Annotated in this window: 21 protein-coding genes; 3 read left to right on the top strand and 18 right to left on the bottom strand. The window is 60.6% G+C overall.

The window, feature by feature from the left end; all coding sequences use genetic code 11:
• Positions 1 to 13: 13 nt before the first annotated feature.
• The 11 genes from L8U58_RS07920 to L8U58_RS07970 form a co-directional block, all read right to left on the bottom strand.
• Positions 14 to 904: a hypothetical protein gene (locus L8U58_RS07920; protein WP_269955078.1), complete on the bottom strand. Its 891-nt coding sequence runs from the start codon at positions 902 to 904 to the stop codon at positions 14 to 16.
• A 115-nt stretch (positions 905 to 1,019) separates the two neighbouring features.
• The gene (locus L8U58_RS07925) at positions 1,020 to 1,739 is read right to left on the bottom strand and encodes a flagellar basal body-associated FliL family protein (protein ID WP_269955079.1); all 720 of its coding nucleotides are present in this window, start codon (positions 1,737 to 1,739) and stop codon (positions 1,020 to 1,022) included.
• A 123-nt stretch (positions 1,740 to 1,862) separates the two neighbouring features.
• Complete coding sequence (locus L8U58_RS07930; protein ID WP_034971202.1) at positions 1,863 to 2,648, bottom strand: ATP-binding cassette domain-containing protein; 786 nt, start codon at positions 2,646 to 2,648, stop codon at positions 1,863 to 1,865.
• Positions 2,649 to 3,644 carry an ABC transporter permease gene (locus L8U58_RS07935; RefSeq protein WP_034971199.1) on the bottom strand — a complete coding sequence of 332 codons (996 nt, stop codon included), beginning with the start codon at positions 3,642 to 3,644 and terminating at the stop codon, positions 2,649 to 2,651.
• Complete coding sequence (locus L8U58_RS07940) at positions 3,641 to 4,618, bottom strand: substrate-binding domain-containing protein (protein ID WP_187402161.1); 978 nt, start codon at positions 4,616 to 4,618, stop codon at positions 3,641 to 3,643. Before L8U58_RS07940 ends, L8U58_RS07935 begins: the two co-directional genes overlap by 4 nt.
• A gap of 120 nt (positions 4,619 to 4,738) precedes the next feature.
• Entirely contained in the window at positions 4,739 to 6,070 is a 1,332-nt protein-coding gene (locus tag L8U58_RS07945) for an adenosine deaminase (RefSeq protein WP_269955080.1), read from the bottom strand.
• A gap of 51 nt (positions 6,071 to 6,121) precedes the next feature.
• A complete protein-coding gene (locus tag L8U58_RS07950) occupies positions 6,122 to 7,204 on the bottom strand; it encodes a YhjD/YihY/BrkB family envelope integrity protein (RefSeq protein ID WP_269955081.1) in 1,083 nt (360 codons plus the stop codon).
• 87 nt (positions 7,205 to 7,291) lie between these two features.
• Positions 7,292 to 8,317 (bottom strand): tryptophan--tRNA ligase, encoded by a 1,026-nt coding sequence (gene trpS, locus L8U58_RS07955; RefSeq protein WP_034977831.1) that lies wholly within the window; start codon positions 8,315 to 8,317, stop codon positions 7,292 to 7,294.
• An 11-nt stretch (positions 8,318 to 8,328) separates the two neighbouring features.
• Entirely contained in the window at positions 8,329 to 9,186 is an 858-nt protein-coding gene (locus tag L8U58_RS07960) for a trimeric intracellular cation channel family protein (RefSeq protein WP_269955082.1), read from the bottom strand.
• Entirely contained in the window at positions 9,180 to 10,190 is a 1,011-nt protein-coding gene (locus L8U58_RS07965) for an exodeoxyribonuclease III (RefSeq protein WP_269955083.1), read from the bottom strand. Before L8U58_RS07965 ends, L8U58_RS07960 begins: the two co-directional genes overlap by 7 nt.
• Before the next feature lie 44 nt (positions 10,191 to 10,234).
• Positions 10,235 to 11,479 (bottom strand): MFS transporter, encoded by a 1,245-nt coding sequence (locus L8U58_RS07970; RefSeq protein WP_034971180.1) that lies wholly within the window; start codon positions 11,477 to 11,479, stop codon positions 10,235 to 10,237.
• Between the two features lie 278 nt (positions 11,480 to 11,757).
• Here L8U58_RS07970 and L8U58_RS07975 point away from each other — a divergent pair, with 278 nt between their 5' ends.
• From L8U58_RS07975 to metX, 3 genes are all read left to right on the top strand, one after another.
• Positions 11,758 to 13,986 (top strand): NADP-dependent isocitrate dehydrogenase, encoded by a 2,229-nt coding sequence (locus tag L8U58_RS07975; protein ID WP_269955084.1) that lies wholly within the window; start codon positions 11,758 to 11,760, stop codon positions 13,984 to 13,986.
• A 901-nt stretch (positions 13,987 to 14,887) separates the two neighbouring features.
• Complete coding sequence (locus tag L8U58_RS07980; RefSeq protein ID WP_269955085.1) at positions 14,888 to 16,219, top strand: O-acetylhomoserine/O-acetylserine sulfhydrylase; 1,332 nt, start codon at positions 14,888 to 14,890, stop codon at positions 16,217 to 16,219.
• Between the two features lie 28 nt (positions 16,220 to 16,247).
• The gene (gene metX / locus L8U58_RS07985; RefSeq protein WP_269955086.1) at positions 16,248 to 17,414 is read left to right on the top strand and encodes a homoserine O-acetyltransferase MetX; all 1,167 of its coding nucleotides are present in this window, start codon (positions 16,248 to 16,250) and stop codon (positions 17,412 to 17,414) included.
• Between the two features lie 31 nt (positions 17,415 to 17,445).
• Here the strand turns inward: metX and L8U58_RS07990 are convergent, their stop codons facing one another.
• The 7 genes from L8U58_RS07990 to L8U58_RS08020 all read right to left on the bottom strand — a co-directional run bounded on the left by L8U58_RS07990 (position 17,446) and on the right by L8U58_RS08020 (position 25,820).
• Complete coding sequence (locus L8U58_RS07990) at positions 17,446 to 17,829, bottom strand: DUF3017 domain-containing protein (RefSeq protein WP_080721234.1); 384 nt, start codon at positions 17,827 to 17,829, stop codon at positions 17,446 to 17,448.
• Entirely contained in the window at positions 17,822 to 18,679 is an 858-nt protein-coding gene (locus L8U58_RS07995) for a bifunctional methylenetetrahydrofolate dehydrogenase/methenyltetrahydrofolate cyclohydrolase (RefSeq protein ID WP_034972408.1), read from the bottom strand. The genes L8U58_RS07990 and L8U58_RS07995 overlap by 8 nt, the downstream gene beginning before the upstream one ends.
• A 74-nt stretch (positions 18,680 to 18,753) precedes the next feature.
• The gene (locus L8U58_RS08000) at positions 18,754 to 19,383 is read right to left on the bottom strand and encodes a hypothetical protein (RefSeq protein WP_269955087.1); all 630 of its coding nucleotides are present in this window, start codon (positions 19,381 to 19,383) and stop codon (positions 18,754 to 18,756) included.
• A 175-nt stretch (positions 19,384 to 19,558) separates the two neighbouring features.
• On the bottom strand, positions 19,559 to 20,497 hold the full coding sequence (locus tag L8U58_RS08005; protein ID WP_269955090.1) for a pilin N-terminal domain-containing protein: 939 nt from the start codon (positions 20,495 to 20,497) through the stop codon (positions 19,559 to 19,561).
• Between the two features lie 12 nt (positions 20,498 to 20,509).
• Positions 20,510 to 21,430 (bottom strand): class C sortase, encoded by a 921-nt coding sequence (locus L8U58_RS08010; protein WP_034977838.1) that lies wholly within the window; start codon positions 21,428 to 21,430, stop codon positions 20,510 to 20,512.
• Positions 21,431 to 21,463: 33 nt separating this feature from the next.
• Positions 21,464 to 22,954 (bottom strand): SpaH/EbpB family LPXTG-anchored major pilin, encoded by a 1,491-nt coding sequence (locus L8U58_RS08015; RefSeq protein ID WP_269955088.1) that lies wholly within the window; start codon positions 22,952 to 22,954, stop codon positions 21,464 to 21,466.
• A 247-nt stretch (positions 22,955 to 23,201) separates the two neighbouring features.
• Positions 23,202 to 25,820 (bottom strand): DUF6923 family protein, encoded by a 2,619-nt coding sequence (locus L8U58_RS08020; RefSeq protein ID WP_269955089.1) that lies wholly within the window; start codon positions 25,818 to 25,820, stop codon positions 23,202 to 23,204.
• Positions 25,821 to 26,650 lie beyond the last annotated feature (830 nt).

The raw sequence follows: 26,650 nt of genomic DNA on the forward strand, positions 1-26,650 counted from the left end.
TGCGAGAAGTTAACTACTGGCCTGGCTGACCGTACTGGTTGGGCTGGCCTGGCTGGCCCGACTGCCCGAACTGGTTGGGCTGGCCCGGCTGGCCGAACTGACCTGGCTGACCCGGCTGGCCCGGCTGACCGAACTGACCAGGCTGGCCGAACTGACCTGGCTGACCGAACTGGTTGGGCTGAGCGGAACCATTCATCTGGTTACCGAATTTCACAATCACCAGCACGCCTGCGGCGATGATGGCCAGAGCAAGAAGGATCGTCAGGAATACCCAAAACTGCGGTCCACCGTCCACATTCAAATCCATTTGTGCCGACGACCCCAGATTCCCATACAGCGCCTTCTGCTTCTCCAGCGCATCCTTGGCTTCCTTCAGTTCGCCATTGAAGTCAACGATGTTCCACACTGCCCAAATGAGGTGTAGGGCGCCTGCGCCAATGCCCAGGAATGCAGCAACTCGGGGCTGAACCTTTAGCCAAAGCATTACTGCCGCGGCGATCAGCAATCCCACAACGAGGATCGTGAAAAACAAGCCCAACCCAGACTTACCAACCTCTGATTCCAGCTTGCCGGGATCTCCAGCAGTCCCCTGGATGACATCGGCAGAGACACGACCCCAACCATTCAGGCCGACCTTCCCCTTGTTTTCGTTGTAGGTAATCTCCATCGCAACCCAGCTGAAGGAGCTGAAGAGCACCACCAGGAGCGCGGCTACACCGGCGACAATCGCGCCGATCTGATTCCACTGCAGGGATTGCCCCTTCGGCCCCTGCGGTCCCGGCTGCGCGAACTGGTTCGGCTGGCCGAACTGGCCCTGTGGCTGCTGCTGCGGATAAGGGTTCTGGTTACCCGGATTAGGACCAGGGTTCGGCCCCGGCTGTCCATAAGGGTTCGGGTTATTCATAAAGGCACTCCCTACTTTTGACTGCGAAAAATTCTGCGTTTACGAACCGCCTCATTATGACATTTAGCTACCAACCCGGCTACCTAAAGCAAAAAGAAACCTCGGGCTGAGAGGCCTAGGAGTTGTCCACAAAGTAGGCATCGAACCTAACATCGCTGGCTAGTTTGCCGTCTTCGAAAACCTTCAGGCTCTTTTGGTTTATCTCGATTCGCGTTCCCCCGCCGACAGGTACGCGATAGCTCCCCCGGGTCGGATCGGCAAAGGACATATCCACGTCCTTCTCCATTTCATGCCCGCCCACATCGCCGCGGTAATAATAATCCCCGGAACGCCCTACCTGGCAGACCACCACATAATCGCCGTCCCCGTAAGCTGCGTAGAGCCACTCGTCATCTGCGTTGCAATACGCGGGGCTCCCCTCCCAGCCGTGGCTGCTGAGTTTGTAGCCCGCGCCTTCGCTAGAGCCCCCGGGGGCATCGGGGTTTGGCGTCTTCGGCGCCGCAGTGGATTCTTCGCTGCTGTGCGATCCCGAGGGCGCAGAAGACTCGGTGGATTCTGCGGCCCCATCTGAGGACTCATTTGTTCCAGCAGGCTCTGTAGATTTCGCGGCCACGGTGCTTGAACTCTGCGTGGAATCCCCAGGGGCGGCGCTTTCGCCGCCATCATCTTTGTTGTTCCCCAAGATGGCAAAAGCCGCCAAGCTAACGCCAACTAGAAACGCCATCACTGCAATCGCCACGATGGAATAGACCCACGGCGATGTCTCCTTCGCTTGCTGCGATTCTGGCGCCGACGGGTAATAGTTGTTCCAACTGTTCCAGTTCTCGTTGCTCATCTAAAATTCTGGCCTATTTCGACATTACGTCCAGGCCCAGGAATGCTGGACCATCGTTATCTACGCCGAAGGTTAACACTCCCCTCTGCTTACTGCCGTCTTCCACCGATACGAAGTAGAAGCTTAACCCAGATCACGCAGCTCGTGGTTGAGGGAATCCAATTCGCCCCCGCCGGCCATCTCCAGCGTCAGCTGTTCCAGCGTGACCTCGGAGTAATCCGCGTCCAGGGACCTCTCCCCCATATTCAGCAGCACGAAGTGGCTACCCACCAGATACGCATGGTGAGGGTTGTGGGTAATCAGCACCACGCCTACCCCGCGCTCGGCGGCAGCCTTAACGAAGCGCAGCACCATACCCGATTGTTTGACGCCCAGCGCTGCGGTGGGTTCGTCCAGAATGATCACTCGCGCACCGAAGTACACAGCGCGAGCAATGGCCACGACCTGCCGCTGGCCACCGGAAAGGTTGGCGATGGGCACCTCGACATCGTCCAGGTGCACACCCATCTTTTCCAGCTCTTCGGCGGCAATCCGGCGCATCTCGTCAGCACGCAACATTCCGAAGCGTCCGGTGAGCTCCTGGCCGAGGAAGAAGTTCCGCCACACGGACATCTGACCGACCACGGCCAGGTCCTGATACACGGTGGCAATGCCCTTATCTAGAGCATCCTTCGGCCCATTGAAATGGACCTCTTCGCCGTCGACCAGCACCTCGCCACTGGTGTGCTTGTGCCGCCCGGCGAGGATCTTGATGAGCGTGGACTTGCCCGCGCCGTTATCGCCCAGGATGCAGGTCACTTTGCCCGGGTAGATATCCAGGTCAATGTCCTTCAGCACATGGACGTCGCCATAGTCCTTGGCCACATTGCGGAGGCTGATGATCGGGGTGGCGTCAATAGAAGAAGACATTTAGCTACGACCCCCAGACGTGAACTTCGAAACAGAGTTGTTGGTGAGCACCGCAAACAGCAGCATCGCGCCGAGGAAGAACTTGAACCAATCCGGGTTCCACCCCGCGTAGACAATGCCCTGGTTCGTCATGCCGAAGATCAGCGCACCAATGGCAGTGCCGATGGCAGTGCCGCGCCCACCCGTCAGCGCGCAGCCGCCGATAACTGCAGCGATGATGTAGAGGAACTCGTTGCCGACCCCCTGCCCGGCCTGGATCGAATCGAAGGCGAAGAGGTTGTGCATGCCCACGAACCAGGCGGCGAAGCCGACGAACATGAACAGGATCACCTTCACACGACGAACGGGAACGCCGGTGGCGCGGGCGGCCTCGGCATCACCGCCGACGGCGAAGATCCAGTTGCCGAAGCGCGTCTTAAACAGCAACACGCTGGCCAGGGCCACGAAGAGCAGCCACCAGAAAACAATCGTCTTGACCTGCACCCCGAAGATGTCCACCGAGGAGGCAAAGACCGCCTTGGCGGATTCGAAGCCTTCCATGTCGGCGATCGAAGGGGTCGCGACCTGCCCGGTGACCAACTTGGTCACTGCCAGGTTGACGCCCTGCAGCATCAGAAACGCGGCGAGAGTAATAAGGAACGACGGAATGCCGGTGCGCATCACCATGATTCCGTTGAAAGCGCCGATGGCCAGGGCGATCAGGAGGGAAAGGAACACACCCACCCAGGAGTTCAGCCAGAAGTTGTAGTTCAACATCGTGGCGGCCAGGGCGGCGGTGGTGACAGCCACGCCGGAGGACAGGTCGAACTCGTCGCCGATCATCAGCAGCCCCACGGCCAGGGCGATGATGCCCATCGTGGAGCTGGCATACAGCACCGTGGAGAACGCGTCGAAGGAGCGGAACGACGGGGCGACGATCATGAACAGCGCGAAGATCAGCACCGCGCCGAGGACGGAGGTGAACTCGGGGCGCTTGAGCACGTTCATCGCTTTCATCGCAGCCCTGCCTTTGCCGCCTCCGCAATCGTGTCCACGTTGGATTTATCCACGAACGACGGGCCGGTCAGTACCGGCTGGCCGCCCCCGACGGTGGAGCCGTTGCGCTTGGCCAGCCAGAGAGCGTCAATGGCCATGTAGCCCTGCAGGTAGGGCTGCTGGTCAACGGCCCACTCGATGGTGCCCTTCTTGATCGCGGCGACAAGCTCCGCGTTGGTGTCGAAGGTGGAGATCTTCGCGTCGGAGCCGGACTGTTCCTTGGCCTGCACCGCGGTCAGTGCGACGGGCGCGACCAGGCCCATGACCCAGTCGATGTCCTTCTGCTGCGCCAGCTTCGCCTGCACGGTGGACTGCACGCTGGTGAGGTCCATGCCGTTGACATAGAGGTTCTCCACAGAGCCGCCGCCCAAGCCCTTCTTGATACCTGCGCAGCGGGCTTCCTGGCTGGGGTTTCCCTGCTCGTGGATGACGCACAGCACCTTCTTGGCGCCGTCCTTCGCCAGGCGCTGGCCGGCGCGCTCACCGGCGACGGACTCGTCCTGGCCGAAGAATGCGCTGAGGTCGTACTTCTTGTAGTGGTCCATGCCCGAGTTTAGGCCGACCACGGGGATGCCCTCCTTGACCGCGCGCTTGGCGACCGGCCCCAGAGCCTCGGCGGTGGGCATGGTCAGAGCCAGGCCGTCGACGTGGGAGTCGATGGCGTTTTGCACCAGGTTCGCCTGGTCGGGAGCCTGTGGGGAAGAGCTATAACGCAGCTCCAGGTTGTTCTTTTTGGCGGCATCCTCCGCGCCCGCGCGGACGAGATCCCAGAAGGTATCGCCGGGGGCACCGTGGCTGACCATAGCCACCGTGTACCGTGGGGTATCCACTCCCCCGCCGCCGTCGCCGGAAGCGCCACCGCGCGGGCGACCGCCGGTCTCCGAGCATGCGGTGAGGGCTGCGCCCGTGCAGATCACAACCAGCAGGGCCACCATTCGGCGGAGGCCGCGGGGGTTGCGCAGAATGCTTTCAGAATTCGCCATGCAGAGCATTTTGCCAGTTCACAGGGGCAGAACCCAACCGCTAGAGGGCGAACTTAAAGCATTCAGATGGGTCTAGCTGGAGGTTTGCTCGCCGTCCTCGCTTGCACCCGTGCCTTCGTCGGCATCGTCATCATCCAGGCTCAGGCCTAGCTCCTCCAGCTCCGCCTTCAGGTTCTCCATCGACAGCTCAATATCCTGCTGCCCCGCGTCGGCGCCTGCAGCTTTCAGCTGACCGTGGCCGTGCAGACGCTGCATGCCGTTGGAGAACTCGGCACCTTCGGCATCCACTGCCTCGCCCATCGCCTCGTCGGGCAGGCTGTTGCCGATCTCGGCATAGGCCGGATACAGCACGTTGCGCTCCAGATCCTCTCGCAAGGACTCATCGCAGAAGGCCACCTGCAGAGCGTTGTTCGTGAGCTCCAGCAACTGCCACAGCTCCAGGTCGCAGTGTTCGGCCAGCAGCTCGAACTCGCGGGACATGGTGGTGCCAGAAACCAGCCGGTTATCCGTGTTCACCGTGCAGAAGAAGCCCATCTCGTACAGCAGACCGAAGGGGTGCTCGGCCACGTCATCGCAGATACCCGTCTGTGTGTTGGAGGTCGGGCAGATCTCCAGAGCGATGCGCTGGTCGCGCATGAAGCGGGCGACCTGTCCCAACTCGATACCGCTCATGGTGGCATTAAAGTCCTCGTAGACGCGCACGCCGTGACCGATACGCCGGGCACCCTGCGCTAGGGCGTCACGAAGAGAGTCCACACCCGCAGCCTCACCCGCATGAATGGTGAAGGGAACAAGGTTACGGCGCAGCAGGTCAAAGGCGGCAGCGTGCTTCGACGGCGGGAAGCCGTCCTCCGCGCCGGCGATGTCGAAGCCGACGACGTAGCCCTCGCCCGGGGTGTGTTCACCGTAGTTATCGACGGTCAGCTGCGCGATCTCCTCGGAACGATCCGCGTGGCGCATGGCGCAGAGGATGAGGCGCACGTGAATGCGACCGCCCTGCTCGGCGACCAGACGCTCGCCTTCCTTCACGCCCTGCACAGTGGCCTCGACGATCTGCTGCAGGGACAGGCCATCCGCCTGGTGCTGCTCGGGGGCGTAACGCAGCTCGGCGTAGCACACATTGTCCGCGGCCAGATCCTCTACAGCCTCGCGGGTGATTCGCACCAGCCCTTCGACGGTCTGCATGACGGCGGTGGTGTGGTCGAAGGTCGTCAGGTAGGTCGGCAGGTCGCCCGAGTTCGCTGCCTCGTAGAACCACTTTTCCAGCTCTACCGGGTCGGTGGTGGGCAGCTCGTAGCCGATCTTCTCGGCCAGCTCGACCAGCGTTGCGGGGCGCACGCCGCCGTCGAGGTGATCGTGGAGTTCTACCTTGGGCAGGGACGCGATGATGTCAGAGTCAATCATGGTTAACGATCCTAGCTGCCCGCGCGTCCGGCGCTAGCGGAGCCGGGGCAACTAGCGGCGGAAAAGCTTGGAGGCCAACCCGCCGACGACGACTCCGGCGGCAGCTCCTACGCCCAGCAGGCCAGCGCGGCTGGCGTCCGTACTTCCGGTACGTACCTCCTGGCGCACGCGAATAACCGCGGCCGGGGGCGCATCGGGGCGCAGGTTAGCCAGGGATTCCGGCGTAGTGGCGGCCCATGCGGAGCAGTACAACAGGATGCGCCAGATGAAGTACATCAGCACCATCACACCAATAACCGGACCGAAGGCCGCACCGGCCGGGTTGGATAGTGCCTTAGAGAAGAACATGGTTGCGAACTGCTTGAACACCTCGAACAGAACCGCGCCGATGATGGCCGCCTTCACTGCGGAACCGCGTGGCACCTTGGTGCGCGGCAAGTAAAGAATCATCCAGAAGAACACGCAGAAGTTAGCGATCAAGGCCACCAGCAGCGCCACCGCGAAGGTGATGTAGCGAATACCCGGGACGTCCGACAGCCCAACCATGTCCAGCAGCTGGGTGGTCAGCCCGGAGTTACCAACGGTGGTGATGGCGAAGGCGCCGATCAGGGAAACCAGCAGTCCCAGCAAGCCGATCAGGTCCTTGACCTTGCCAGAGACGAAACCATCGGCCTTGCCGGAGACCTTCCACATCTCGGATACGCCCAGGCGCAGGTGGGCGATCCAGCCCAGTCCCGTCCAGAGTGCCAGCAGAAGACCGATGGAGAACACGGACTTACGCTGCTCGATGGACTGCTCGATAATAGTCTGCAGAACCTCGCCCATGTTGCCGTCGCCCATGGTGGCGACCTTGTCCATGACCTCGTTCAGCAGCTTTTCGTTGCCAGCCAGAATCATGGCCATGACGGCCAGCACCAGCATCATCAGCGGGAAGATGGTCATCACGGAGAAGTAGGTGATGCCCGCGGCATACTGGTTGCCGCCCTGTTCGGTGTACCGATCCTGCATCCGCAGCACGTGGTCTAGCCACGGCCACTTCTCGCGGTACTTATCCAGCGGACCTGGTTCGTCTTTGCGGGAACGCTCCACGCCGTAGTTATCCAGGTTTTTCTTATCAGGATCAGTGGTCGCCAAGGGGACGGCCCTTCCTTCCGGTCGTCTCGTCTCGAAGATTCTCACATTAGTAAAGCACGGCGAGCGCGGGCGCGCTTTACTGTTGCCTTACTGTTCTGCCAAGAAGCCCACGCGCTCGTAGACCTGCTCGATGGTCTTCGACGCGATCTCGCGGGCTCGCTCAGCACCACTTGCGAGGATGCGGTGCAGCTCCGCGGGGTCCGCCATGTACTCGTCGTAGCGCTGTCGCAGCGGGGAGCAGAATGCCTCCAGCACCTCGGCGGTGTCCTTCTTCAGGTCACCATATCCAGAGCCGGCCTTCTGGTAGCCCTCCACCAGCTCGTCAATGCTCTTGTCCCCCAGGGCGGACTGGATGACCAGCAGGTTCGATACACCTGGCTTGTTTTCCTTGTCGTAGCGGATCTCACCGTCGTTGTCGGTCACGGCAGAGCGGATGCGCTTGGCGGAGACCTTTGGGTCGTCCAGCAGGTTAATCAGACCCTTGGGATTGTCCGTGGACTTCGACATCTTGGCAGTGGGGTTCTGCAGGTCGTAGATCTTCGCCGCGCCTTCGGGGATGAAGCCTTCTGGCACCACGAAGGTCTTCTTGTAGCGGGAGTTAAAACGCTCCGCGAGGTTGCGCGTAAGCTCCAGGTGCTGCCGCTGGTCCTCGCCCACCGGAACCAGGTGCGGGCGGTACAGCAGGATATCCGCAGCCATCAGCATCGGGTAGGCATACAGGCCGGAGGTCGTATTGTCGCCGCCCTGCTTTGCCGACTTGTCCTTGAACTGCGTCATGCGGCGCGCTTCACCGTCGCCGGTGATGCACATCAGCACCCATGCCAGCTGAGTGTGCTCTGGCACGTGGGACTGGACGTACAGGGTGGAGCGCTCCGGGTCGATGCCCAGCGCCAGCAGCTGTGCCACGCCCGCGAGGGTGCGCTTGCGCAGGTCCTTCGGGTTGTAGCCCGGCACGGTGATGGCGTGCTGGTCGGGGATGAAGTAAAAGGTCTCGTAATCTTCCTGCAGCTTAATGAACTGCTTTACGGCACCCAGGTAGTTGCCCAGATGGTAGGAATCGCTGGTCGGCTGCAGGCCGGAGACGACGCGCTGTTTCTTCGCAGGTTGGTTCATAGTAGGTAACCTTACTCGTCACGGTTGTCGGGTTCTGTGGGCGGGTTTGGTGACGCCCCGTCGTCCTCGTACTCAAACTCCCCCCGATCGACCAGTTCAAACCGGTTTTCGTTTCGTCGCTTCTTCTGCCCCTTTTTGTCCTTCGGGGCGCGCGGAGCCCCCAGGCTGCGCCGGCGCATCTCTCGGCGACGTACACCGGCCTTGTTGAGTGCCCACATGGTCAGGCGCCCGGCGGGATCGCGCACATATTCGCGCTCTTGGTATTCGAAAACGGGCAGGGAAATGCGGTAGAAAATCGACAATAGTCGCAGGCCGAAAGCAAAGACTAGGCAGATGATAATGACGAACTGGCTGCCGATCGTCTCGTCCAGATTGAAGTGGAGCATGCTCATGAACATCACGGCCACGAGGATGGCGATAGAGGCATAGAGCTCCTCGTTAAACACCAGCGGCACTCGATCGCAGAGGATGTCGCGTAGCACACCGCCGAAAACGCCCGTCACCACGGAGGACACCACAACGATCAGAGGGCTGTGCCCCATCTCCAACGCCACCTGCGCGCCGAGCAGGGCAAAGGTGGATAGACCCACTGCATCCAGCACCAGGAAGATGGTGCGGAAGTAGTCCATCAGGAAGCTCGCCAGCACCGTTACCAACGCTGCAACGAGCACGATCGCCAGGAAGATTGGCTCGTCCACCCAGCGCAATGGGTAGTGGCCGAACAGCATGTCACGCACCGTGCCGCCACCGAAGGCGGTCACGGCGGCGATGAGCATGACGCCGAACATGTCCATCCGCTGCCGTCCCGCAGCCAACGCCGCCGTCATCGACTCGGCGGTAAGCCCCAGGACGTAGAGGACGGTTAACATGCGTACTCCACCAGCACTGGCGAGTGATCCGACCAGCGCTGGTCATAGGCCGCGGCCTTGTCGACCCACACCTTGTTCGCGCGCAGCGCCCGGTCGAGCATCCCCTTTGTTGCCACCTGCAGGTCGATACGCCAGCCTGCGTCGGTGTCAAAGGCCTGACCGCGGTAGGTCCACCAGGAATACGGCCCGGCCTGGTCGGGCAGTACGCGGCGCATCACGTCGAAGTAGTGCGGCTCCGCGGCGGCGCCGGTGGCCAGGCGGGCCTGTGCGGCTGCGCCCGGCGCGTATTCCACTGCGCCGAAGAAATCGCCAGCCACCCCGGCCGGGTTGCCGTTGCGTCCGGCATCCTGATCGTCGGAAACCTGGGTCGCCTCATCCGGGAAGGTTCCCAGCAGCGAGTCCATAAAGGCCCGCTCGTCCGGCAGGAAGCCGGACTTCTTACGGTTGGTTTTCCAATTCTTCAGGTCCTCGCGGCGGTGGCAGATGTTCCAGTCCCCGCCGATAACTAACTCAGGCAGTTCGGACTGTTCAGCCTGTGCAGCGCGCGCCTGCAGGTACTCGCCGAAGGAATCCAGGAAGCGGTACTTCTCGTCCTGCTTTTCAGTCCCCGCCGCACCGCTGGGCAGATACAGCGAAGCCACACGCACCGGCAGATTCCCGGCATCCACCGTGGCCTCAATGTAGCGGCCGGAGTCCGCGAATTCTTCTGCGCCAGCGCTTCCACCAAAGCCGATCTGCACGTCCCGCAGGGGCAAACGCGACAGGATGGCCACGCCCGCCCGCCCCTTGGCGGCAGCCGGCGCCTGCGCCAGGTGCCACTCCCCCAGCACGGGCTCCAGGGCAGCGCGGGTTTGCTTTTCGTCGGCGCGCACTTCCTGCATTAACACCACGTCCGCAGGGGTGGCCTCCAGCCAGGGCAGGATCCCCTGATTACCCTCGTGCCGTACCTTCGCCGCGGCACGAATACCGTTGACGTTCACCGTCGCAATGGTCAAAGACTTCATGCGCACTACCCTACTAAGCCCGATTTACCTTCGAGTGTCCGACTTCACGCGCGGGCGGCCGCAAGCTGACGGCGTCGTAAATAATAGGCAGGAACCCACAGCAACGCGCCGCACGCAGCCATCGCCGCACCGGCGAGCGCAGGGGTGGAATAACCGTAACCAGCAGCAATAACCGCGCCGCCGACCGCCGCACCCGCCGCATTGGCCATATTCAGCGCAGAGTGGTTCAGAGCCGCGGCGAGGGTCTGGGCGTCGCCGGCAACGTCCATAAGACGGGTCTGCAGGTTCGGCACCAGGGTGGAACCCAGCAAGCCGATCACACCGAAGTTAATGATGCCCGCCACGGCGTTGTGGGACAGGAAGTAGAAGGAAGAAAGCACCACGACCAGCGAAAGCAGGGTGCCCAGGATCGCATACTCCAGGTTGCGATCGGCCAGCACTCCGCCGATATACGTGCCTATGACCATGCCCACGCCGTAGACCATCAGCGGAATCCAGATGAGGTCGCCGTTGAAGCCCGCATTCTCCGTCAAAGTCCAAGAGATATAGGTATAGACCGCAAACATGCCGCCGAAGCCAACGGTGCCCACGGCGAGGGTCATCAGCACCTGCGAATTCACCAGTGCGCCGAGCTCTGTGATCGGCTTCGTGCGCGGCATCAACGTCATGTGCGGCACCGTGAACCACAGAGCAACGAAGGTGACCATACCGATGACCGCAACCATCGCGAAGGCCGCATTCCACCCGAACGTGGAACCCAACCACTGAGCCACCGGCACGCCAATGACCGTGGCGATGGACAGCCCCATGCCCGTCAGCGCCACTGCCTTACCGCGCTTGCCGTTAGGCGCCATCGAGGCGGCAATCAGCGCCGTGACAGAAAAGTACGCGCCGTGTGGGAAGCCCGCGATGAAGCGGGACAGCATAAGCAACCAGTAGGAATGCGCGAACACGCTCAGGCCGTTGCCGATGATGAACGCGGCGGTGAGAATCAGCGCCAACCGCCTGCGCGGAATGGAACCGGTCAGCGTAGTGATCAACGGGGCGCCGATAACCACACCCAGCGCGTAGGCGGAGATCACGTGGCCTGCCTGGTCTTCGGAGATCGCAAAATCCTCCGCGATGAGGTTCAGCAGCCCCATCGCCACGAACTCCGTAGTGCCAATGCCGAAACCGCCCAGGGCCATAGCGACCATGGCGATGTAGCGGTGGCGGGTGGAGATTTCTGTCTGGCGCGGGACAGGGCGCCGGGATGGAAGCTTGGTCAGTCGAGTCTGACTCACGGGCATCGCTCGCTTTCGGGGGTTGATTGGTCGGGGGTTGATTGGTCGGGGGACGATTGGTCTGGGTTGATTGGGCGGGCTGACGGGCGGCTGGAAGCGCGACGGATAGGTCGCGAAAGTGCGGCGGGTAGGCGTCAAAAAAAATTTTTTAGCTTTAAACACAAACCGGCCGCACGGTGGCCAATAACCCCGTAACATTCACGGGTTCGCTATTTGCCGTATTCTTGGATCGTAAACCACTAAAAGATCAACTGACTAACTAGAGGCTGGGAGACGAACGCCACATGGCAAAGATCATCTACACCCGCACCGACGAAGCCCCGCTCTTGGCGACTTATTCCTTGAAGCCAATTGTGGAGGCTTTTGCTTCGACCTCTGGAGTGGAGGTGGAAACCCGCGATATCTCGCTGGCCGCCCGCATCCTGGCCGCGTTTTCCGACGTGCTGCCGGCGGAGCAGAAGGTGGACGATGCCCTGGCAGAGCTCGGCGAATTGGCCGAAACCCCAGATGCGAACATCATCAAGCTGCCGAACATCTCGGCATCCATCCCGCAACTGAAGGCCGCCATCGCGGAACTACAGAAGGCCGGCTACGACCTGCCGGATTACCCCGCGGAGCCGCAGACCGACGAGGAGCGCGATGCGCAGGCTCGCTACGACTCTGTGAAGGGTTCGGCCGTTAACCCGGTTCTGCGCCAGGGCAACTCTGACCGTCGCGCGCCGAAGGCTGTGAAGAGCTTCGCACGCAAGCACCCGCACAGCATGGGCAAGTGGTCGCCAGAGTCCAAGACGAATGTCGCCACGATGGAGGCAGACGACTTCCGTCACAACGAGAAGTCCGTCATCATCGACGGTGACGACACGCTGCGCATCCAGCTGGTCAAGCCGAACGGTGAGACGCAGGTGTTGAAGGAATCCTTGCCGGTTCTGGACAAGGAAATTATTGACGCCACCGTGATGCGTGCCGACGCCCTCAGCACCTTCTTCCGGGCTCAGGTGGCTCGCGCTAAGGCGGAGGGTGTGCTGTTTTCCGTACACCTGAAGGCCACGATGATGAAGGTCTCCGACCCGATCATGTTCGGCCACGCAGTGCGCGCATACTTTGCCGATGTGTTTGAGCAGTACGGCGACAAGCTGCTGCCCGCTGGCCTGAACGGCGAGAACGGCCTGGGCGCAATCCTGGATGCGCTGGACGCTGGCGAGGTCGAAGATGCCGCAGAGATCCGCGAGGCCTTCGATAAGGCCCTGGCGGACGGTCCGGACCTGGCGATGGTGAACTCCGACAAGGGCATCACCAACCTGCACGTGCCTTCCGACGTGATCGTGGATGCTTCCATGCCGGCGATGATCCGCACCTCCGGCCAGATGTGGAACAAGAACGACGAAACGCAGGATACGCTGGCTGTTCTGCCGGATTCCTCCTACGCGGGCATCTACCAGGTAGTTATCGATGACTGCCGCCAGAACGGTGCTTTCGACCCGACCACGATGGGCACTGTCCCGAACGTTGGCCTGATGGCTCAGAAGGCCGAGGAGTACGGTTCGCACGACAAGACCTTCCGCATTGAGGCCGAGGGTCGTGTGCAGGTGCTGAATGGCGCTGGTGATGTGCTGATGGAGCACGAGGTTGCCGAGGGCGACATCTGGCGCGCATGCCAGACCAAGGACATTCCGCTACAGGACTGGGTGAAGCTGGCCGTGACCCGCGCCCGCGCCACCGGCGCGCCGGCTGTGTTCTGGCTGGATCCGAAGCGCGGCCACGACGTGAACGTGCAGAAGCAGGTGGAGACCTACCTGAAGGATCACGACACCGAGGGTCTGGATATCCGCATTCTGCCTCCGGAGGAGGCCATGCAGCTATCCATCGACCGCATCCGCGCTGGTGAGGATACGATTTCCGTCACTGGTAACGTGCTGCGCGATTACCTGACGGACCTGTTCCCGATCATGGAGCTGGGCACCTCCGCGAAGATGCTGTCCGTCGTGCCGCTGATCGCCGGCGGTGGCCTGTTCGAGACTGGTGCGGGCGGTTCCGCGCCGAAGCACGTGGCGCAGCTGCTGGAGGAAAACCACCTGCGTTGGGATTCCCTGGGTGAGTTCCTGGCGCTGGCGGAGTCTCTGCGCAAGCTGCAGGAGACTGACAACAACCCGCGCACTCCGATCCTGGGCGATGCTCTGGATGCTGCGACCGAGGCCGTGCTGAACGAGTCCAAGTCCCCATCCCGCAAGGTCGGCGAGATCGACAACCGCGGTTCGCACTTCTACCTGGCGAAGTTCTGGGCTCGCGAGCTGGCTGACCAGACGCGCGATGCCGAGCTGGCGGAGGTCTTTAAGCCTGTTGCTGACGCCCTCGAGGCCAACGAGGAGAAGATCTCCCAGGAGCTGCTGGATGTTCAGGGCCACGAGGTGGACCTGGGTGGCTACTACTGGCCGGATGATGTGAAGACTTCCGCTGTGATGCGTCCGTCTTCGACGTTCAACGAGATCATCGACAGCCTGAACGCTAACAAGTAGCGGCTGAGCTCGCTGGGCCCTGGCCCGCAATAACCCCGGCGCTGGCATTGTACTGCTGGCGCTGGGGTTTTCTTGTGCCTACGTGCGCCCTCACCACCACCTCATCCTCCTCACCAGTCCCATGCCCGCCTCGCTAGCACCACATCCTCCCCACTAGTCCCACGCCCGCCTCACTAGCCCCACTGACCCCACGCCCGCCCCACTAGCCCCACTAGCCCCACGCCCGCCCCGCCTCACTAGCCCCACCGGCCCCACGCCCACCTCGCAATTTCTGCCTCTCCCACCGCACATGTCGTTAGAACGGGAATCTGTCGCGCCTTCAGAATTTGCAATCCCAGCGCCAACTCTTTGACCAGCAGCTTTACATATTTGCAAACCGATATCGATAACACATTCCCGTTCTAGCGACATTTCACCAGCAAACAAGCCTTTAAGTGTCGGAAAACTTGCAGAACCTTGAGCGACAGGGGCGCCACCAGCCTCCCATAGCGCCTTAAATGTCGGAAAAGTTGCCAAACGTCTCGTGGCCAAAAACGAGGCTCGGTCGCGCAGCCCTGTGACCAGCACATTTACACTAATGAATATTGTCACCAGTAACGTTCTGCAACTTTTCCGACATTTCACCCAAGAAGAGGCGCTCCCCATAAGGGCACCACACCCCAGCAGAACCTCGGAGCTCAGCAGCAACATAGCAGGCAGAAAAAGCGCAGTTCTAGACCAAGCGGTATAGGTAATTTACGGGGCGCATATATGCGTTTAGCTGGTACTTTGCGGCGTCACTAAGAAACAAGTAGACAGAGCGGTTTACTTTTAGCGCGCGTGGGTCTATCGTCGTTAAACAACAAAGCCAAACAACAGAGCCAAACAACAAAGCCAAGTAACACCCCAGAGGAACACACCCATGCCGAAGTACAACAACGACAACGCCGAGAAGTGGGGCTTCGCCACCCGCCAGATTCACGCGGGCCAGCCCGTCGGCGATACCGGCGCGCGCAACCTGCCGATCCACTTCACCTCCAGCTACGTTTTCAACGACGCAGAGCACGCCAAGCAGCGCTTCCACCTGGAAGACCTGGGCCCCATCTACTCCCGCCTAACCAACCCCACAGTCGAGGCGCTGGAGAATCGCCTGAACTCCCTGGAAGGCGGCGTTCACGCAGTCGCTTTCGCTTCCGGCATGGCCGCCGAGACCGCCGCGATCCTCAACCTGGCAAACGCCGGCGACCACATCGTCGCCTCCCCGCGCCTGTACGGCGGCACCGAGACCCTGCTGCAGCACACCCTGCCGAAGCTGGGCATCGAAACGACCTTCGTGGAAAACCCTGACAACCCGGAGTCCTGGCAGGCCGCCGTCCGCCCGAACACCAAGGCCTTTTTCGCAGAGACTTTCGCAAACCCGCAGGCAGACGTACTGAACATTCCGGTCGTTGTCAACGTAGCCCACGAAAACCAGGTGCCGCTGATCGTGGACAATACCCTCGCCACCGCAGCCCTTGTCCGCCCGCTGGAGTTGGGCGCGGACGTCGTGGTTGCATCCCTGACGAAGTTCTACACGGGCAACGGCTCGGGCCTGGGCGGCATCATCGTCGACGGCGGCTCCTTCGACTGGTCCGTCGAGCGCGACGGCCAGCCGGTCTTCCCCGGCTTCGTCAACCCGGACCCGGCCTACCACGGCCTGAAGTACGTGGACCTGGCTCCGGCTGCATTCGGCATGAAGCTCCGCGCAGGCATTATCCGCGACACGGGCGCCACCCTCTCCCCATTCAACGCATGGGTTGTGGCCCAGGGCCTGGATACCCTGACCCTGCGCATCGCCAAGCACAACGAGAACGCGAAGGCCGTGGCGGAGTTCCTGGCCGAGCAGCCGCAAGTAGCCACCGTGAACTACGCGGGCCTGCCGACTTCCCCGTGGTTCAAGGTCAAGCAGGAGCTGGGCCTGGACTACACCGGCTCCGTCTTAAGCTTCGACCTGAAGGTCGACGACCCGAACTCGGAGAATGCAAAGGCGAAGGCCTGGGCCTTCATTGATGCTCTACAGCTGCACTCTGACCTGGCGAATGTCGGCGATGTGCGCTCCCTGGTGGTTCACCCGGCCACCACCACGCACTCTCAGTCCGATGCGGCGGGCCTCGCGCGCGCAGGCGTTTCCCACGCAACGGTCCGTCTGTCCGTGGGCATTGAGGACATCGCCGACATCATCGACGATCTCAAGCGCGGCTTCGAGGCTATCTAGGCGATTCGAGCGATCTAGGCAGTCACGTATGAACCCCGAGTTCCTCCCCGCTTCTGGTGCGTCGCGCACGGTCCCTATCGGCGACGTGGTCACGGAGGCGGGTGTGACTATTCTCGACGCCGAACTCCGCCTCTTCGCGTTCTACAACTCTCCGCAGGGCGACGCGGACTACGCGGAGTTCTCCGCGGGGCCCGAACCAGGACTGTCCCCGGAGGAACGGCCGGTCGTGTTGATCGAACATGCCCTCACCGGCGATGGAAACGCCGCCGACTGGTGGGCGGATATGGTGGGTCCCAACAAGCCGATCGATACCACCCGTTACCTGGTGCTATGCGCCAATGTGCTGGGTGGCTGCCAGGGGTCCACCGGCCCCAGTTCGCCGCACCCCGACGGCAAGGCGTGGGGCTCTCGATTCCCTGGCCTGTCGATTCGTGACATGGTTACGGCGGAACGGCAGTTGTTGGAGCGTGTGGGCGTCACAAAGATCCATGCCTTGATCGGCGCGTCGATGGGCGGGGCGCGGGTGCTGGAGTGGACGCTCATGTACCCGGAGATGATCTCGGCGGCGCTGCCGATCGCGGTGAGCGCGCGTGCGTCCGCGTGGCAGATTGGGCTGCAGTCCAGCCAGATCCGTTTTATTGAAGCAGACCCGGCGTGGCATGGCGGCGACTACTACGACAAGGGCGAAGTTCCTTCGCACGGGCTGGGCCAAGCCCGCCGCATCGCGCATCTGACGTACCGCGGCGAGCTGGAGGTCGATGAGCGCTTTGGAGTGGATCCGCAGCGCGGCGAGAACCCCTATGGTGCGTACCGGGATCCGCAACAGCGCTTCGCGGTGGAAAGCTACCTGGACCGCCAGGCCGAGAAGCTGGTCGCGCGGTTCGACGCGGGCAGTTATGTGGTGCTGACGGACGCGTTAAACAGGCACGACGTGGGCCGGGGGCGCGGTGGTATGAACGCCGCCTTAGGGTCGTGCCAGGTACCGACGATGGTGGTGGGTGTGGATACCGACATTCTGTATCCGCTGCACCAGCAGGAGCACCTGTCGCGCAACCTGGGCGACTTCATCGGGATGTCGAAGATTACCTCGCCGACCGGCCACGACGGGTTCCTGATCGAGTCGCGCCAGATGGGACAGGTGTTGGTGAAGTTCCTGGCGAAGGCGGAGATCATCGCCGAAGGTGAGGAGCAGTAGGGCGCTGGGTTGGTGCCGGTCGTGCGCTGACTTAGGTTGTCAGCGGATCGACGCTCACGGCGATCCACAGTATGCCCAAGCCGATGGCGGCAGTGAAGGCCGTGTCGAACTTGCGCGATCGCACCGCCAGCACGCCCAGCACCCGGGAATCCAGGAGTAGACGTAGCACGGCCAGGTAGACCATCGCGCCGCCCAGCATCACGCTAGCTCGACGCCACCTGTCCACCAGCAACAACGCCACCACAGCCAGCAGCATCAGCCCGAATAATCCCAGTAGTGCCCACTGGATGGGGCGGGACAGCCGCGACGGAGCGTTGTGCCGGTCGTGGGGGTTATCGAGCAACCGCTGGCGGGCATCGCCAATGCGGGCGGGGCGAGCTCGCGAGGGCTCACCCCCTGGTTTGCCGTTAGTCACGCAGCAGGTTCTCCGCGCGCTCGACGACGTTGCGCACCAGGAAGGCGCGGGTCAGCGGGCCCACTCCCCCAGGATTCGGAGAAACAGCGCCGGCGACGTCCCACACGTCGGGGTGTACGTCGCCCTTCAGCTTGCCGTCCTCGCCGCGGGAAACTCCCACGTCCAGGATCGCCGCGCCCGGCTTCACCATGTCGGCGGTGATCATGTGCGGCACGCCGGCGGCGGCGACGATCACGTCGGCGGCCTTCGTCTCTGCGACCAGGTCCTTGGTGCCGGTGTGGCAGAGGGTGACGGTGGAGTTCTCGCTGCGACGGGTGAGCATCAGGCCGATCGGGCGGCCGACGGTCACTCCGCGGCCGACGACTACGACCTTCGCACCGTTTAGTTCCACCCCGAAGCGGCGGAGCAGGTGGATCGCACCGTTAGGGGTGCAGGGCAGCGGGGCGGGCTCGTTCAGCACCAGCTTGCCCAGGTTCACGGGGTGCAAGCCGTCTGCGTCCTTGTCCGGATCGATCCGCTCCAGAACCGCGTTTTCATCCAGGTGCTTCGGTAGCGGCAGCTGCACAATGTAGCCGGTGCAGGCATCGTCCGCGTTCAGCTCGTCAATGACTGCGTTGAGCTCTTCCTGGGTAACGTCCGCCGGAAGGTCCCTGCGGATGGAGTTCACGCCGATCTGCTCGCAATCCTTGTGCTTCATCCGCACATAGGAGTGGCTGGCCGGGTCGTCTCCCACCAGCACGGTGGCCAGGCCGGGGGTCACGCCTTTTTCCTTCAGCGCGGCAACGCGCTTTTCCAGATCGGCGAAGATTTCGTCGCGGTAGAGTTTTCCATCCAATTTAGTTGCTGCCATGCGGCCTATTATTCCACGCGGGGCGGATGGGTTCGAGGTGGCGTCATGGCTAATAGAGCAACCAGTACAAGAAACTAGTAGGGCCTCCCGGGCCAGTACGGCGCATGGGTGACGGTTGGACGAACAGGGTTCATGGCGGCCACGACCACTCCAATGATGACGATGGCGATTCCCGCCAATGCGGCCAGGGCGGGGATGTTGAGAGTATGCTCCAAGGTCGTTTCGGTATCCAGCCAGGTATCGAGGATTTCGATGTAGCGCTGCCCCTCTTCCGAGGTGATTGTATCCCGGCCGTCAGGTCCCCCAGTAGGCCAAGCCTTTTCTCCGTATTCCTTGATTTCTTCGCGGAAATCCCAGCCCGGAACCACCGCGAAAGCCGCACCGCCGCCCCACCATACGAGCATGCCACCCCAGAAGATAGCGAGGGAATCCTTGCACCACTTCGGGATTGCGAGTGCCACGAAGTTGAGGAGGCACTGGATGCCGAAGAAGAGCGGGCCGATCGCCCCGGCGACGAGGAGTATTCCCACCCAGTCCTTGCCATAGAACACGAAGCGCAAGACGCAGTACACGATCGGCATAAGGAAGGCGGCGAGCCAGCCGATGAGCAGCGGCATGAAGCGAGAGTCTTGGCCGGTTTGCGGCGGCGGGGCATACCCGTAGGCGGGCATCGGGGCAGGAGGGCCGTAGTGAGGGTACGTCATGCCACCGATCCTGTCAGACGGCAGACGCTTTGGCTGGGGATTCTGGGCATTAGGGCGAACATGGCCAAGAGCATGAAAAACCGCCGCACGTTGGGACTATGCCGCGGGGCGGGATGAGGTTTTTCTTCCATACTTATAGAAGAATCTGCACGGTGGGAATGTTCCCACAGTTACTTTATTTCTCCTGTGATTCAGCCAGATCACGTCGGCGGCGAAGCAAGGTAAATGCACCCACAACAACGAGCATGGCTCCGATAAGCGCCACCCACCACAGATGCGCTCCGGTTTGCGCCAGTCGATCGATGATGCTTGAAGACTCGCCGCCTTCATGACCACCGCCTGGGCTATTTGGCGGTGCTGGAGTATCCGGGTGCTCCGGCGGCGGGGTACCTGGAGTGCTTGGCTTATCGGGCGGCGTTCCGGGCTTATCGGGCGGCGTTCCGGGCTTATCCGGAGGCGTTCCGGGCTTATCCGGCGGCGTTCCTGGCTTATCCGGCGGCGTTCCTGGATTGTCCTCCGGCTTCGGCTTCGTATTCACCGTCACGTTGTAGTTCCAGCTGCCGGTTTCTCCGATAGGGATCGTGATGAGGAAAGGACTGGACTGGCGGTATTCCTTAGTAGGATCCGCGCCCTCGTATTCCGTGACCAAGTACAAGCCGACCGGGAGGCCGGTGAACACTGCCTTACCGGAACTATCTGTGTACGCCTCAAAGGTTCTATCGAACCCCTGCCGACGAGCATCGGCTACCGAGAGCCGCTTCGCCTGATTCATCCCCTTCTCGGTAGTGAGGTCAATCCCCTGGACACGCTGCGCTGTGAAGCGAATGTTGTCGATAGGCCCAAAGGGTTTCTTGCCCCCTCGGTCGTCCCACCAATTTGGTTCGCTTTTCACCACCGTGAGAGTACCGAGACGGGTAGCATCAATAAACTTCACATCCAGGCCTTCGACCTGGCCTGTGATGGTGTGCTGCTTCGCGTTAGCCTGCGGCACAACAGGGGTGGGGGCAACGAGCGGAGTGCCGACCAGAGCCACGACTGCGCCCAAACCGAACACGGAGCGGCGCAGCCCGGCACGGTGCACCGGCGCCCACCGTACCTGTGACGCGGTGTTCATGAGGTTCACGGCTTATTCCTCTTCCATTTCTTCTTCGCCTACTACTACCTGTTCGGATTGTTTGGCTTTCTGCTTCTTCCGCTCGCGAAGGAACCACCAAGTAATCAGTGCGATGATCAACACTGCGGCGGCGAGCAGTAGCCACATCCACCACTGCATCAGCTTGCCGCGATCATCGAACACGTTGCCTTCGTCCTCATCCATTGGAACGCGGTGTGCATGCACCAGGAGCCGGTGGGTATTCACGCCGTAGGGGGTGCAAGTGATGAGGGTCAGTAGGTCCTCTTCCGGCCGGGTCTTGAGGCTGTCAACCTCTTCCGGCAAGACAACCTCTGTGTCGTACACCTCGTACTTCATCTTCTCGCCGAAGGTGGATACGTAAACCGCATCGCCCTTCCGCACATCCACGAGGTTATCCCACAGCGTGGCGTTGGACAGGCCTGTATGGCCGGTAATAACCGCGTGAGTTCCCTTCCCACCTACAGGTAAGGAGGATCCATAGAGGTGCCCAAGACCTTTTTGCAGAACCTCGTCGGAGGTCCCGTGGTAAACGGGTAGGCGCGATTCGATGGACGGGATAACCACCTGGCTCATGGCGCTCTGCCCAGAGAGCTGGGAAAGATACTCTTCGTATGCGGGGTTATCCTCGCTGACGCGAGCCAGCCACGGATCCAGGATCGGTCCGTCCTTGTGCGTCGTGTTATACCTGCGGGCTTCCTCTACCGCTCGGCTAAGGACTTGAGGATCCGTTTCCTTCAAGTCTTGTTCGTATTTTTCCGCGATCTTTTGTTGCTGGTGGTTGTTCCACTGCGTGGCGTAAACGGGATAAAGCATGACAAGCAACCCCACCACCACTAAAAGGATGGGGAGGAAGGTGCGACGAAAGAGCGATCGCGGTGCGCTCTTTCGATGCTTACCAATTGTGCTTGTCATGTCCGTTGCTTTCCCGTTCGAGCTGCCTAGCCCCTACTGCTGGGTGCTTCGGCGAGCTGCGTAGAAACCGCCACCGATAATCGCCAAACCAGCCAGAACAATGGCCCAGAAGCCTGCGCCACCGGTGTTCGGCAGGTGGTTTTCGTCGGTGTAGTTCTTGATGTTGGCGGTGTACTTGATGTCGGCGGTCGGCGCACCGTTTTTGTCCACCTCGCCCTTCTTCAGCTCGAAGTGCTCAAGCGCATCGTTGGCCACGTAGCCTTCAGGTGCCTTGGTCTCGTGCAAGCAGTAGTTGGTCTCTTCGTCGGCCTGGTTGTTGGCGAAGTCGGTAACGTGGACGCCCTCGATGGTGACAGTGCCCTGGTCGTTGGTGGTCCACTTGTCCTGGCCCTGGACGTTCAGCGGATCGGTGCCTTCCTTCTTCTTCCAGACCCCGTTGCCGTCATCGACACACTGCACCAACTGGAACTCTGCACCCTGCAGCTTCTTGTTCTCATCGTTGCCGTCGGTCTTGTTGATGGTGACCTTGCCCCAGTAGGTGTGAACCTTATCCGACTTCTTCTCAGTGTCGTGTTCGGAAGAGCCGTTATTGGTGATCAGCGTTGCGTCGTTGGGAACGTGCTCGATGAAGCCGTTGGTCTTGGTCTTGATGGTGGTGAACACGAGGTCGGTGGACTTCAGCTTATCGCGGCCAGCTTCGGTGAATTCGACCTTGATCTCCTGGCCGTCCTTTACCAACTGGTAGTCGGTGTCTGCCACCAATGCTTGAGCCTTGTCAGCGGACTCTCCGTACTTCACCTCGACAGTGGCTTTTACAGCGTCCAGATTCGGATCAAGTACATCCTTGACGATGTACTTCTTCAGCGTGGAATTCTTAGCAACAGCCGGAACGCCCGTGGTGATCGTGTACTTGTAGTCCTGGCCTGCCTGTGCGTTCTGGTCCTCAACTTCCTTGGTGATTGTCACCTTGGAGTTCTTCGGGTACGCGTGAACGTCATAGATCCAGCTCTTGTTGTCCGAGTTGGTCATCGGCACATATACCAGGAACGGAGCACCGGGCACCAGACCCGAATCAGCCGGGACTTGGGTTTCGGTGACCTTGTAGAGACCCTTTGACAAGTTTTCGAACTTCAGGGTGCCATCTTCGCCGGTGGTGCCTTCCTTGGAGTACGCACCGTCGCCTGTCCAGGCCTTAGCTTCGGAAGGATTGGTAATCTTGCGTGCCTTTTCCCAGTCGCCGCTGTTGTTCAGTGGCTGAACCAGCTCAATCTTGTACTTGACGTCCTTGGCTGGTTCACCAGAAGGGTTCGTAATCTCGGTTCCGTTGCCCTGCTCGCCCTCAGCGCCGATGCGCTTGTGCAGGGTAAGGGAAAGTTGCTGGTTGTTGTCGATGGTGCTGGCGGCCTGCGCCTGTGCGGTCGGGGCCTCGTAGACTACTTCGGCGCCGACGGTGCCGGCAGCCAGTGCGATAGCGAATGCAGCGGACAGCGCGCCTACGCGCTTGCCGACAGTTGCGTTAGACATGAAAGTCCTTCTTTCTTACAAGTGAATGAGTAGTGGAAGTTGATCCGAGTGGTCGAGGGCACATGGTTGGCAATACTCGTGGCGAGCTACTTGCGGTGAACACTGCGCGCCGTCGTAACGGATCCTTGTGTGAGCAATGTGGCTTCTTGGCTTCAGGTCATCGTGCCCACCCGGGTCCATCTCGGCACCGGCCTGGGGTACTGGGTTGAAACATTGTTCTCCTCTTTAGAAGTTGTGCACGTCAGGGTTAGTTCAGTCGTCGGCGTATGCCCATGGCTCCTGTGGCTGCGATGAGAAGCCCCGCGAGAATGGGCAGCATCACACCGTCGCCACCGGTCTTTGGCATCACGCCCTGGTGCACATTGGCCACCTGCAGCCATGCACCGTCTGGATAGTCCTGTGGCAGGTCACTTGGCTTAGACGCGGCAAACAGTGCGTTCTGCTGGTCCGACTCCACGATCGTCTTGCCATTGGCATCTCGTTTGATGCTGATTTTCACCGGGGTAGGCAAGAGTTGATAGCCGTCCGGCGACTTCGTCTCCAACAAGAAGTAGGTTCCGTAGTCCAGCTCAGTCCAGAGGTATTTTCCATCCTCTGTGACCTTGAGGTCGGCAATTTTGTTCGCCGTCGGCCCCGTGGGGTCTTGGTCGTAGATCGCGAACTGCGCCCCGTATTTATCGCCGTCGCGCGCGGGGATAGTCGTGACGTTTCCTGCGGAGTCCGAATCGACCTTCCATAGGTAGAAGCGGGTCTTATCGGGTCCGGGATAGCAACCCTCGTCTTCGAGGTCGCCCATCTTCACGCTATTGGCGAAGCCGCCGCGCTCTGCACTGCACGCTGGTGCGTCGTCACCGTCACCGGGTGTGACGCCGCCTTCTCCGCCTCCGGCCGATTCAGTTCGAGCTTTATCGTATTCTGCCTTATCAAGGGTGAACTTCAGTTTGACTCGGTACCGATGAGTGCCGTCGCCATTCTTGGTAGCCGGCCGTCCAACTGCGTCGATGGTGCGCTTTTCCCACATTTCTGGGGAGTCCTCGGAACGTACTCGGTCACAGTTGCCTAGCCGGAAGCTTCCCGTTTGCAGCACGTCGGGCTCTACCACGCACGAAGGCGTGCTTCCTAGTTGCTCGTCCTTGGACGTGTATTCATCAGTGAAGTACACCTCCGCACCGGTGAGCTTCGCCCCCTTGGGCAGTTTCGGGGTATCGGTGGGCACCGGGTAAACGTATTCGTTAAGGTCATCAAAGCTCTTAACCGTCACGTCATAGGCGGCAGTGTACGTAACGTTGCCTTGGCCATCCGTATCGGAGTCGATGTCGTCGAAGCCAACCTTTCCGTCACCGTTGGTGTCGATGGCAGTCTTGCTCAATGCACCGGGACAGGAATCGTAGGCAATAGCGTTCGTCGGATCTTCGTCTTTGTCATGGTTAATCACATGCGCCGTGTTCGGACGACATTCCGCACCGGACTTCAACGTCGCGCCAATAATGACGGTCGCCTTACCTCTGTCAGGCATGGGGCCGAAGAAGTAGGCTTTTGTCATCTCACCGGTTTGGGGGTTAGTCGTGGCAGCTTGAGTGTGGACATTCCCACCGTCGTACCCTTCGTAGATAACCTGGTCGTATTCCACAAGGCCTTCGTAGGTTGCCGGCAGAATGTCGTACAAGGTGAAACCTGACGAAGCACCTTTTCCGATGTTCTCAACCTCCAGCGCCCAATACTTCTTGTCCCTGGGCAAGCCGGCATCATAGACCTGTTTCAGTCGGGGGTCTCCTGGCTCCAAAGTAGTTTTCTTTGCCTTAAGATCCGAGGGGATCTGCACCCCGGGGTTACTCGTTGCATCGGTGTTGTAGGAAGCAGGAAGTTTCGACAGCCGAGAGACCAGCTGAAAGCTCGGATGCTCTCCGGTTGGGTCGAAAACCCTAATCTGCATGCCCACCTGATCGGCAGTACTTCCTCCAGTACCAAAGCCGAGGTTGCCGTTGCCGTACAACCAGGCCTTACCCCAGACCTTCTCCGGGATCGCTGTATTACCAGACGGGTCTTGAAGCTGATCCGCGGGGATAGTCCACGTTTTCCGTTCGCCCGTATCCATGTTGATGCGCTCAAACATGACGGCTGTCCTTGGGTTCGCCCCGTCTTGCTGCATGCGGGCGGGACTCACCAGACCCCAGAGGTACTGTGGGGCACTGGGGAGAACAACATGATCCTCTGCTCCAGCTTGGAAAGGTACGTTGTATCGATCGCGGGCAATCTCGCCACGTGGATCCTTCGCACCTACCGCTGGCAGGGGAATCTTATACAGCTGTCGGGTACCGGATGTTGCGGTGTTGCCCACCCACATCACTTCGTTCGATCCACGTAGGTCAAAGGTGCCGGTGTTGATTAGATCCAGGTCGTTTGGCCTTCCGCTGGTCGCCTTGTGGAAAAGGGTCGCCCCCTGAGCATTCTTGACCAGCCCGAGGTCGTACACCTCACCCGTGACCGGATCGATCTGCAGAAGATGGCCCGCGGGGTGGCATTCCTGGAGGCTCGAATTGTGGTTCGCCTGGCTTATGGCGTAGATCCAGTGATCCTTCGTGTTGTAGGACAGCGCGTTGTACACCCAGTTGGAGGGCTTGCCGATGGGGGTAAAAGTACTGCTACCCTCGATCTGCAGGTTGAGCTGTGTGCTCGTGTTTCCCGCCTGACCACCATTCGGCGTGGCCGACACGTAAACAGCCGTGCCCTTATCGAGTTCGTCTTGGGTGAGCTTTCGGGGACCTTTACGGGTTGTCGCCTCCTCACACTTACACGGCACCGAGACCATGCCATAAACCTTGACCGAGTAATCGTTACCTTGTGTCGACGGCGCATTCGTCAACACCTGTAGGGTATTTCCTGGCCAAGTATTGAATCCCGTCCCCGTACCTTCAAGGTCAAAAGAGACGGAATTTACCTTCCCTGCGCTATTACGACTTTGCACCGTAATACCGGTGGTTTGCACAGCCTTACCGTTCGTGCCGATCCGACCGCCTCCGGGTGGTGGCGTCGTGGTAGACGAGTTGTATTCAACCCCGTTGCTGGTCTCTTTCTTAGTGACAAAAAACCCGCCTAGATCCACATTAAAGGACCTTGTAGTGCTAATTTCTACCCGGGTCAGCGGCAGATCCACCCCCCGCGTACCACTCTTGATGTTAATGCGGAACCTCTTGGCGTTGCTCTTGTCGGTAGCTGCAACTTGCTTTAGATCTTCGTCATTCCTCGCATCCGAAAGAGGTGTGTAGAGCTGCGTATCCAGCAGTTTCTCTTCTTTACAGTTTCCCGTTGGAGTCTGCGCCTGCGCCGGAGGAACATTTATTCCTCCAATGGCTCCCGCGATGGTCACGAGTGCACCCAGCAGGGCAGCAACGGTTAGAAGAGAGATGCATGCCCGTCTAAGCGCCGCCCCGTGGCGATCTTCGGCCAACTTAAGGTTTTCACCGGTTAATACGCGAGCCATTACCCTTTTCCAGCCTTAGATCCGTTCTTCGACCTCAGCTGTTGAGCCTTGCCTAAAAAACGGATACCCATTCCTTCTTAGCGAGATGAAAGTTAAGCCTTCAAGCTCGCACCCAATGTGGATAAGTATACTAGCCTCTCAGGTGCTGCTCAACGTATAGATAGCTGACTTAAACTACTCTTACTCGAACCTTCACATCGAATTCACCGGACAGC

The organism is Corynebacterium macclintockiae (genome assembly GCF_027570165.1).
Lineage (GTDB): Bacteria > Actinomycetota > Actinomycetes > Mycobacteriales > Mycobacteriaceae > Corynebacterium > Corynebacterium macclintockiae.

Coding starts and splice junctions, on each gene's coding strand:
- L8U58_RS07920 (WP_269955078.1), bottom strand. CDS start 904: ATGAATAACCCGAACCCTTATGGACAGCCGGGGCCGAACCCTGGTCCT.
- L8U58_RS07925 (WP_269955079.1), bottom strand. CDS start 1,739: ATGAGCAACGAGAACTGGAACAGTTGGAACAACTATTACCCGTCGGCG.
- L8U58_RS07930 (WP_034971202.1), bottom strand. CDS start 2,648: ATGTCTTCTTCTATTGACGCCACCCCGATCATCAGCCTCCGCAATGTG.
- L8U58_RS07935 (WP_034971199.1), bottom strand. CDS start 3,644: ATGAAAGCGATGAACGTGCTCAAGCGCCCCGAGTTCACCTCCGTCCTC.
- L8U58_RS07940 (WP_187402161.1), bottom strand. CDS start 4,618: ATGGTGGCCCTGCTGGTTGTGATCTGCACGGGCGCAGCCCTCACCGCA.
- L8U58_RS07945 (WP_269955080.1), bottom strand. CDS start 6,070: ATGATTGACTCTGACATCATCGCGTCCCTGCCCAAGGTAGAACTCCAC.
- trpS (WP_034977831.1), bottom strand. CDS start 8,317: ATGAACCAACCTGCGAAGAAACAGCGCGTCGTCTCCGGCCTGCAGCCG.
- L8U58_RS07960 (WP_269955082.1), bottom strand. CDS start 9,186: ATGTTAACCGTCCTCTACGTCCTGGGGCTTACCGCCGAGTCGATGACG.
- L8U58_RS07965 (WP_269955083.1), bottom strand. CDS start 10,190: ATGAAGTCTTTGACCATTGCGACGGTGAACGTCAACGGTATTCGTGCC.
- L8U58_RS07970 (WP_034971180.1), bottom strand. CDS start 11,479: ATGCCCGTGAGTCAGACTCGACTGACCAAGCTTCCATCCCGGCGCCCT.
- L8U58_RS07975 (WP_269955084.1), top strand. CDS start 11,758: ATGGCAAAGATCATCTACACCCGCACCGACGAAGCCCCGCTCTTGGCG.
- L8U58_RS07980 (WP_269955085.1), top strand. CDS start 14,888: ATGCCGAAGTACAACAACGACAACGCCGAGAAGTGGGGCTTCGCCACC.
- metX (WP_269955086.1), top strand. CDS start 16,248: ATGAACCCCGAGTTCCTCCCCGCTTCTGGTGCGTCGCGCACGGTCCCT.
- L8U58_RS07995 (WP_034972408.1), bottom strand. CDS start 18,679: ATGGCAGCAACTAAATTGGATGGAAAACTCTACCGCGACGAAATCTTC.
- L8U58_RS08000 (WP_269955087.1), bottom strand. CDS start 19,383: ATGACGTACCCTCACTACGGCCCTCCTGCCCCGATGCCCGCCTACGGG.
- L8U58_RS08005 (WP_269955090.1), bottom strand. CDS start 20,497: ATGAACACCGCGTCACAGGTACGGTGGGCGCCGGTGCACCGTGCCGGG.
- L8U58_RS08010 (WP_034977838.1), bottom strand. CDS start 21,430: ATGACAAGCACAATTGGTAAGCATCGAAAGAGCGCACCGCGATCGCTC.
- L8U58_RS08015 (WP_269955088.1), bottom strand. CDS start 22,954: ATGTCTAACGCAACTGTCGGCAAGCGCGTAGGCGCGCTGTCCGCTGCA.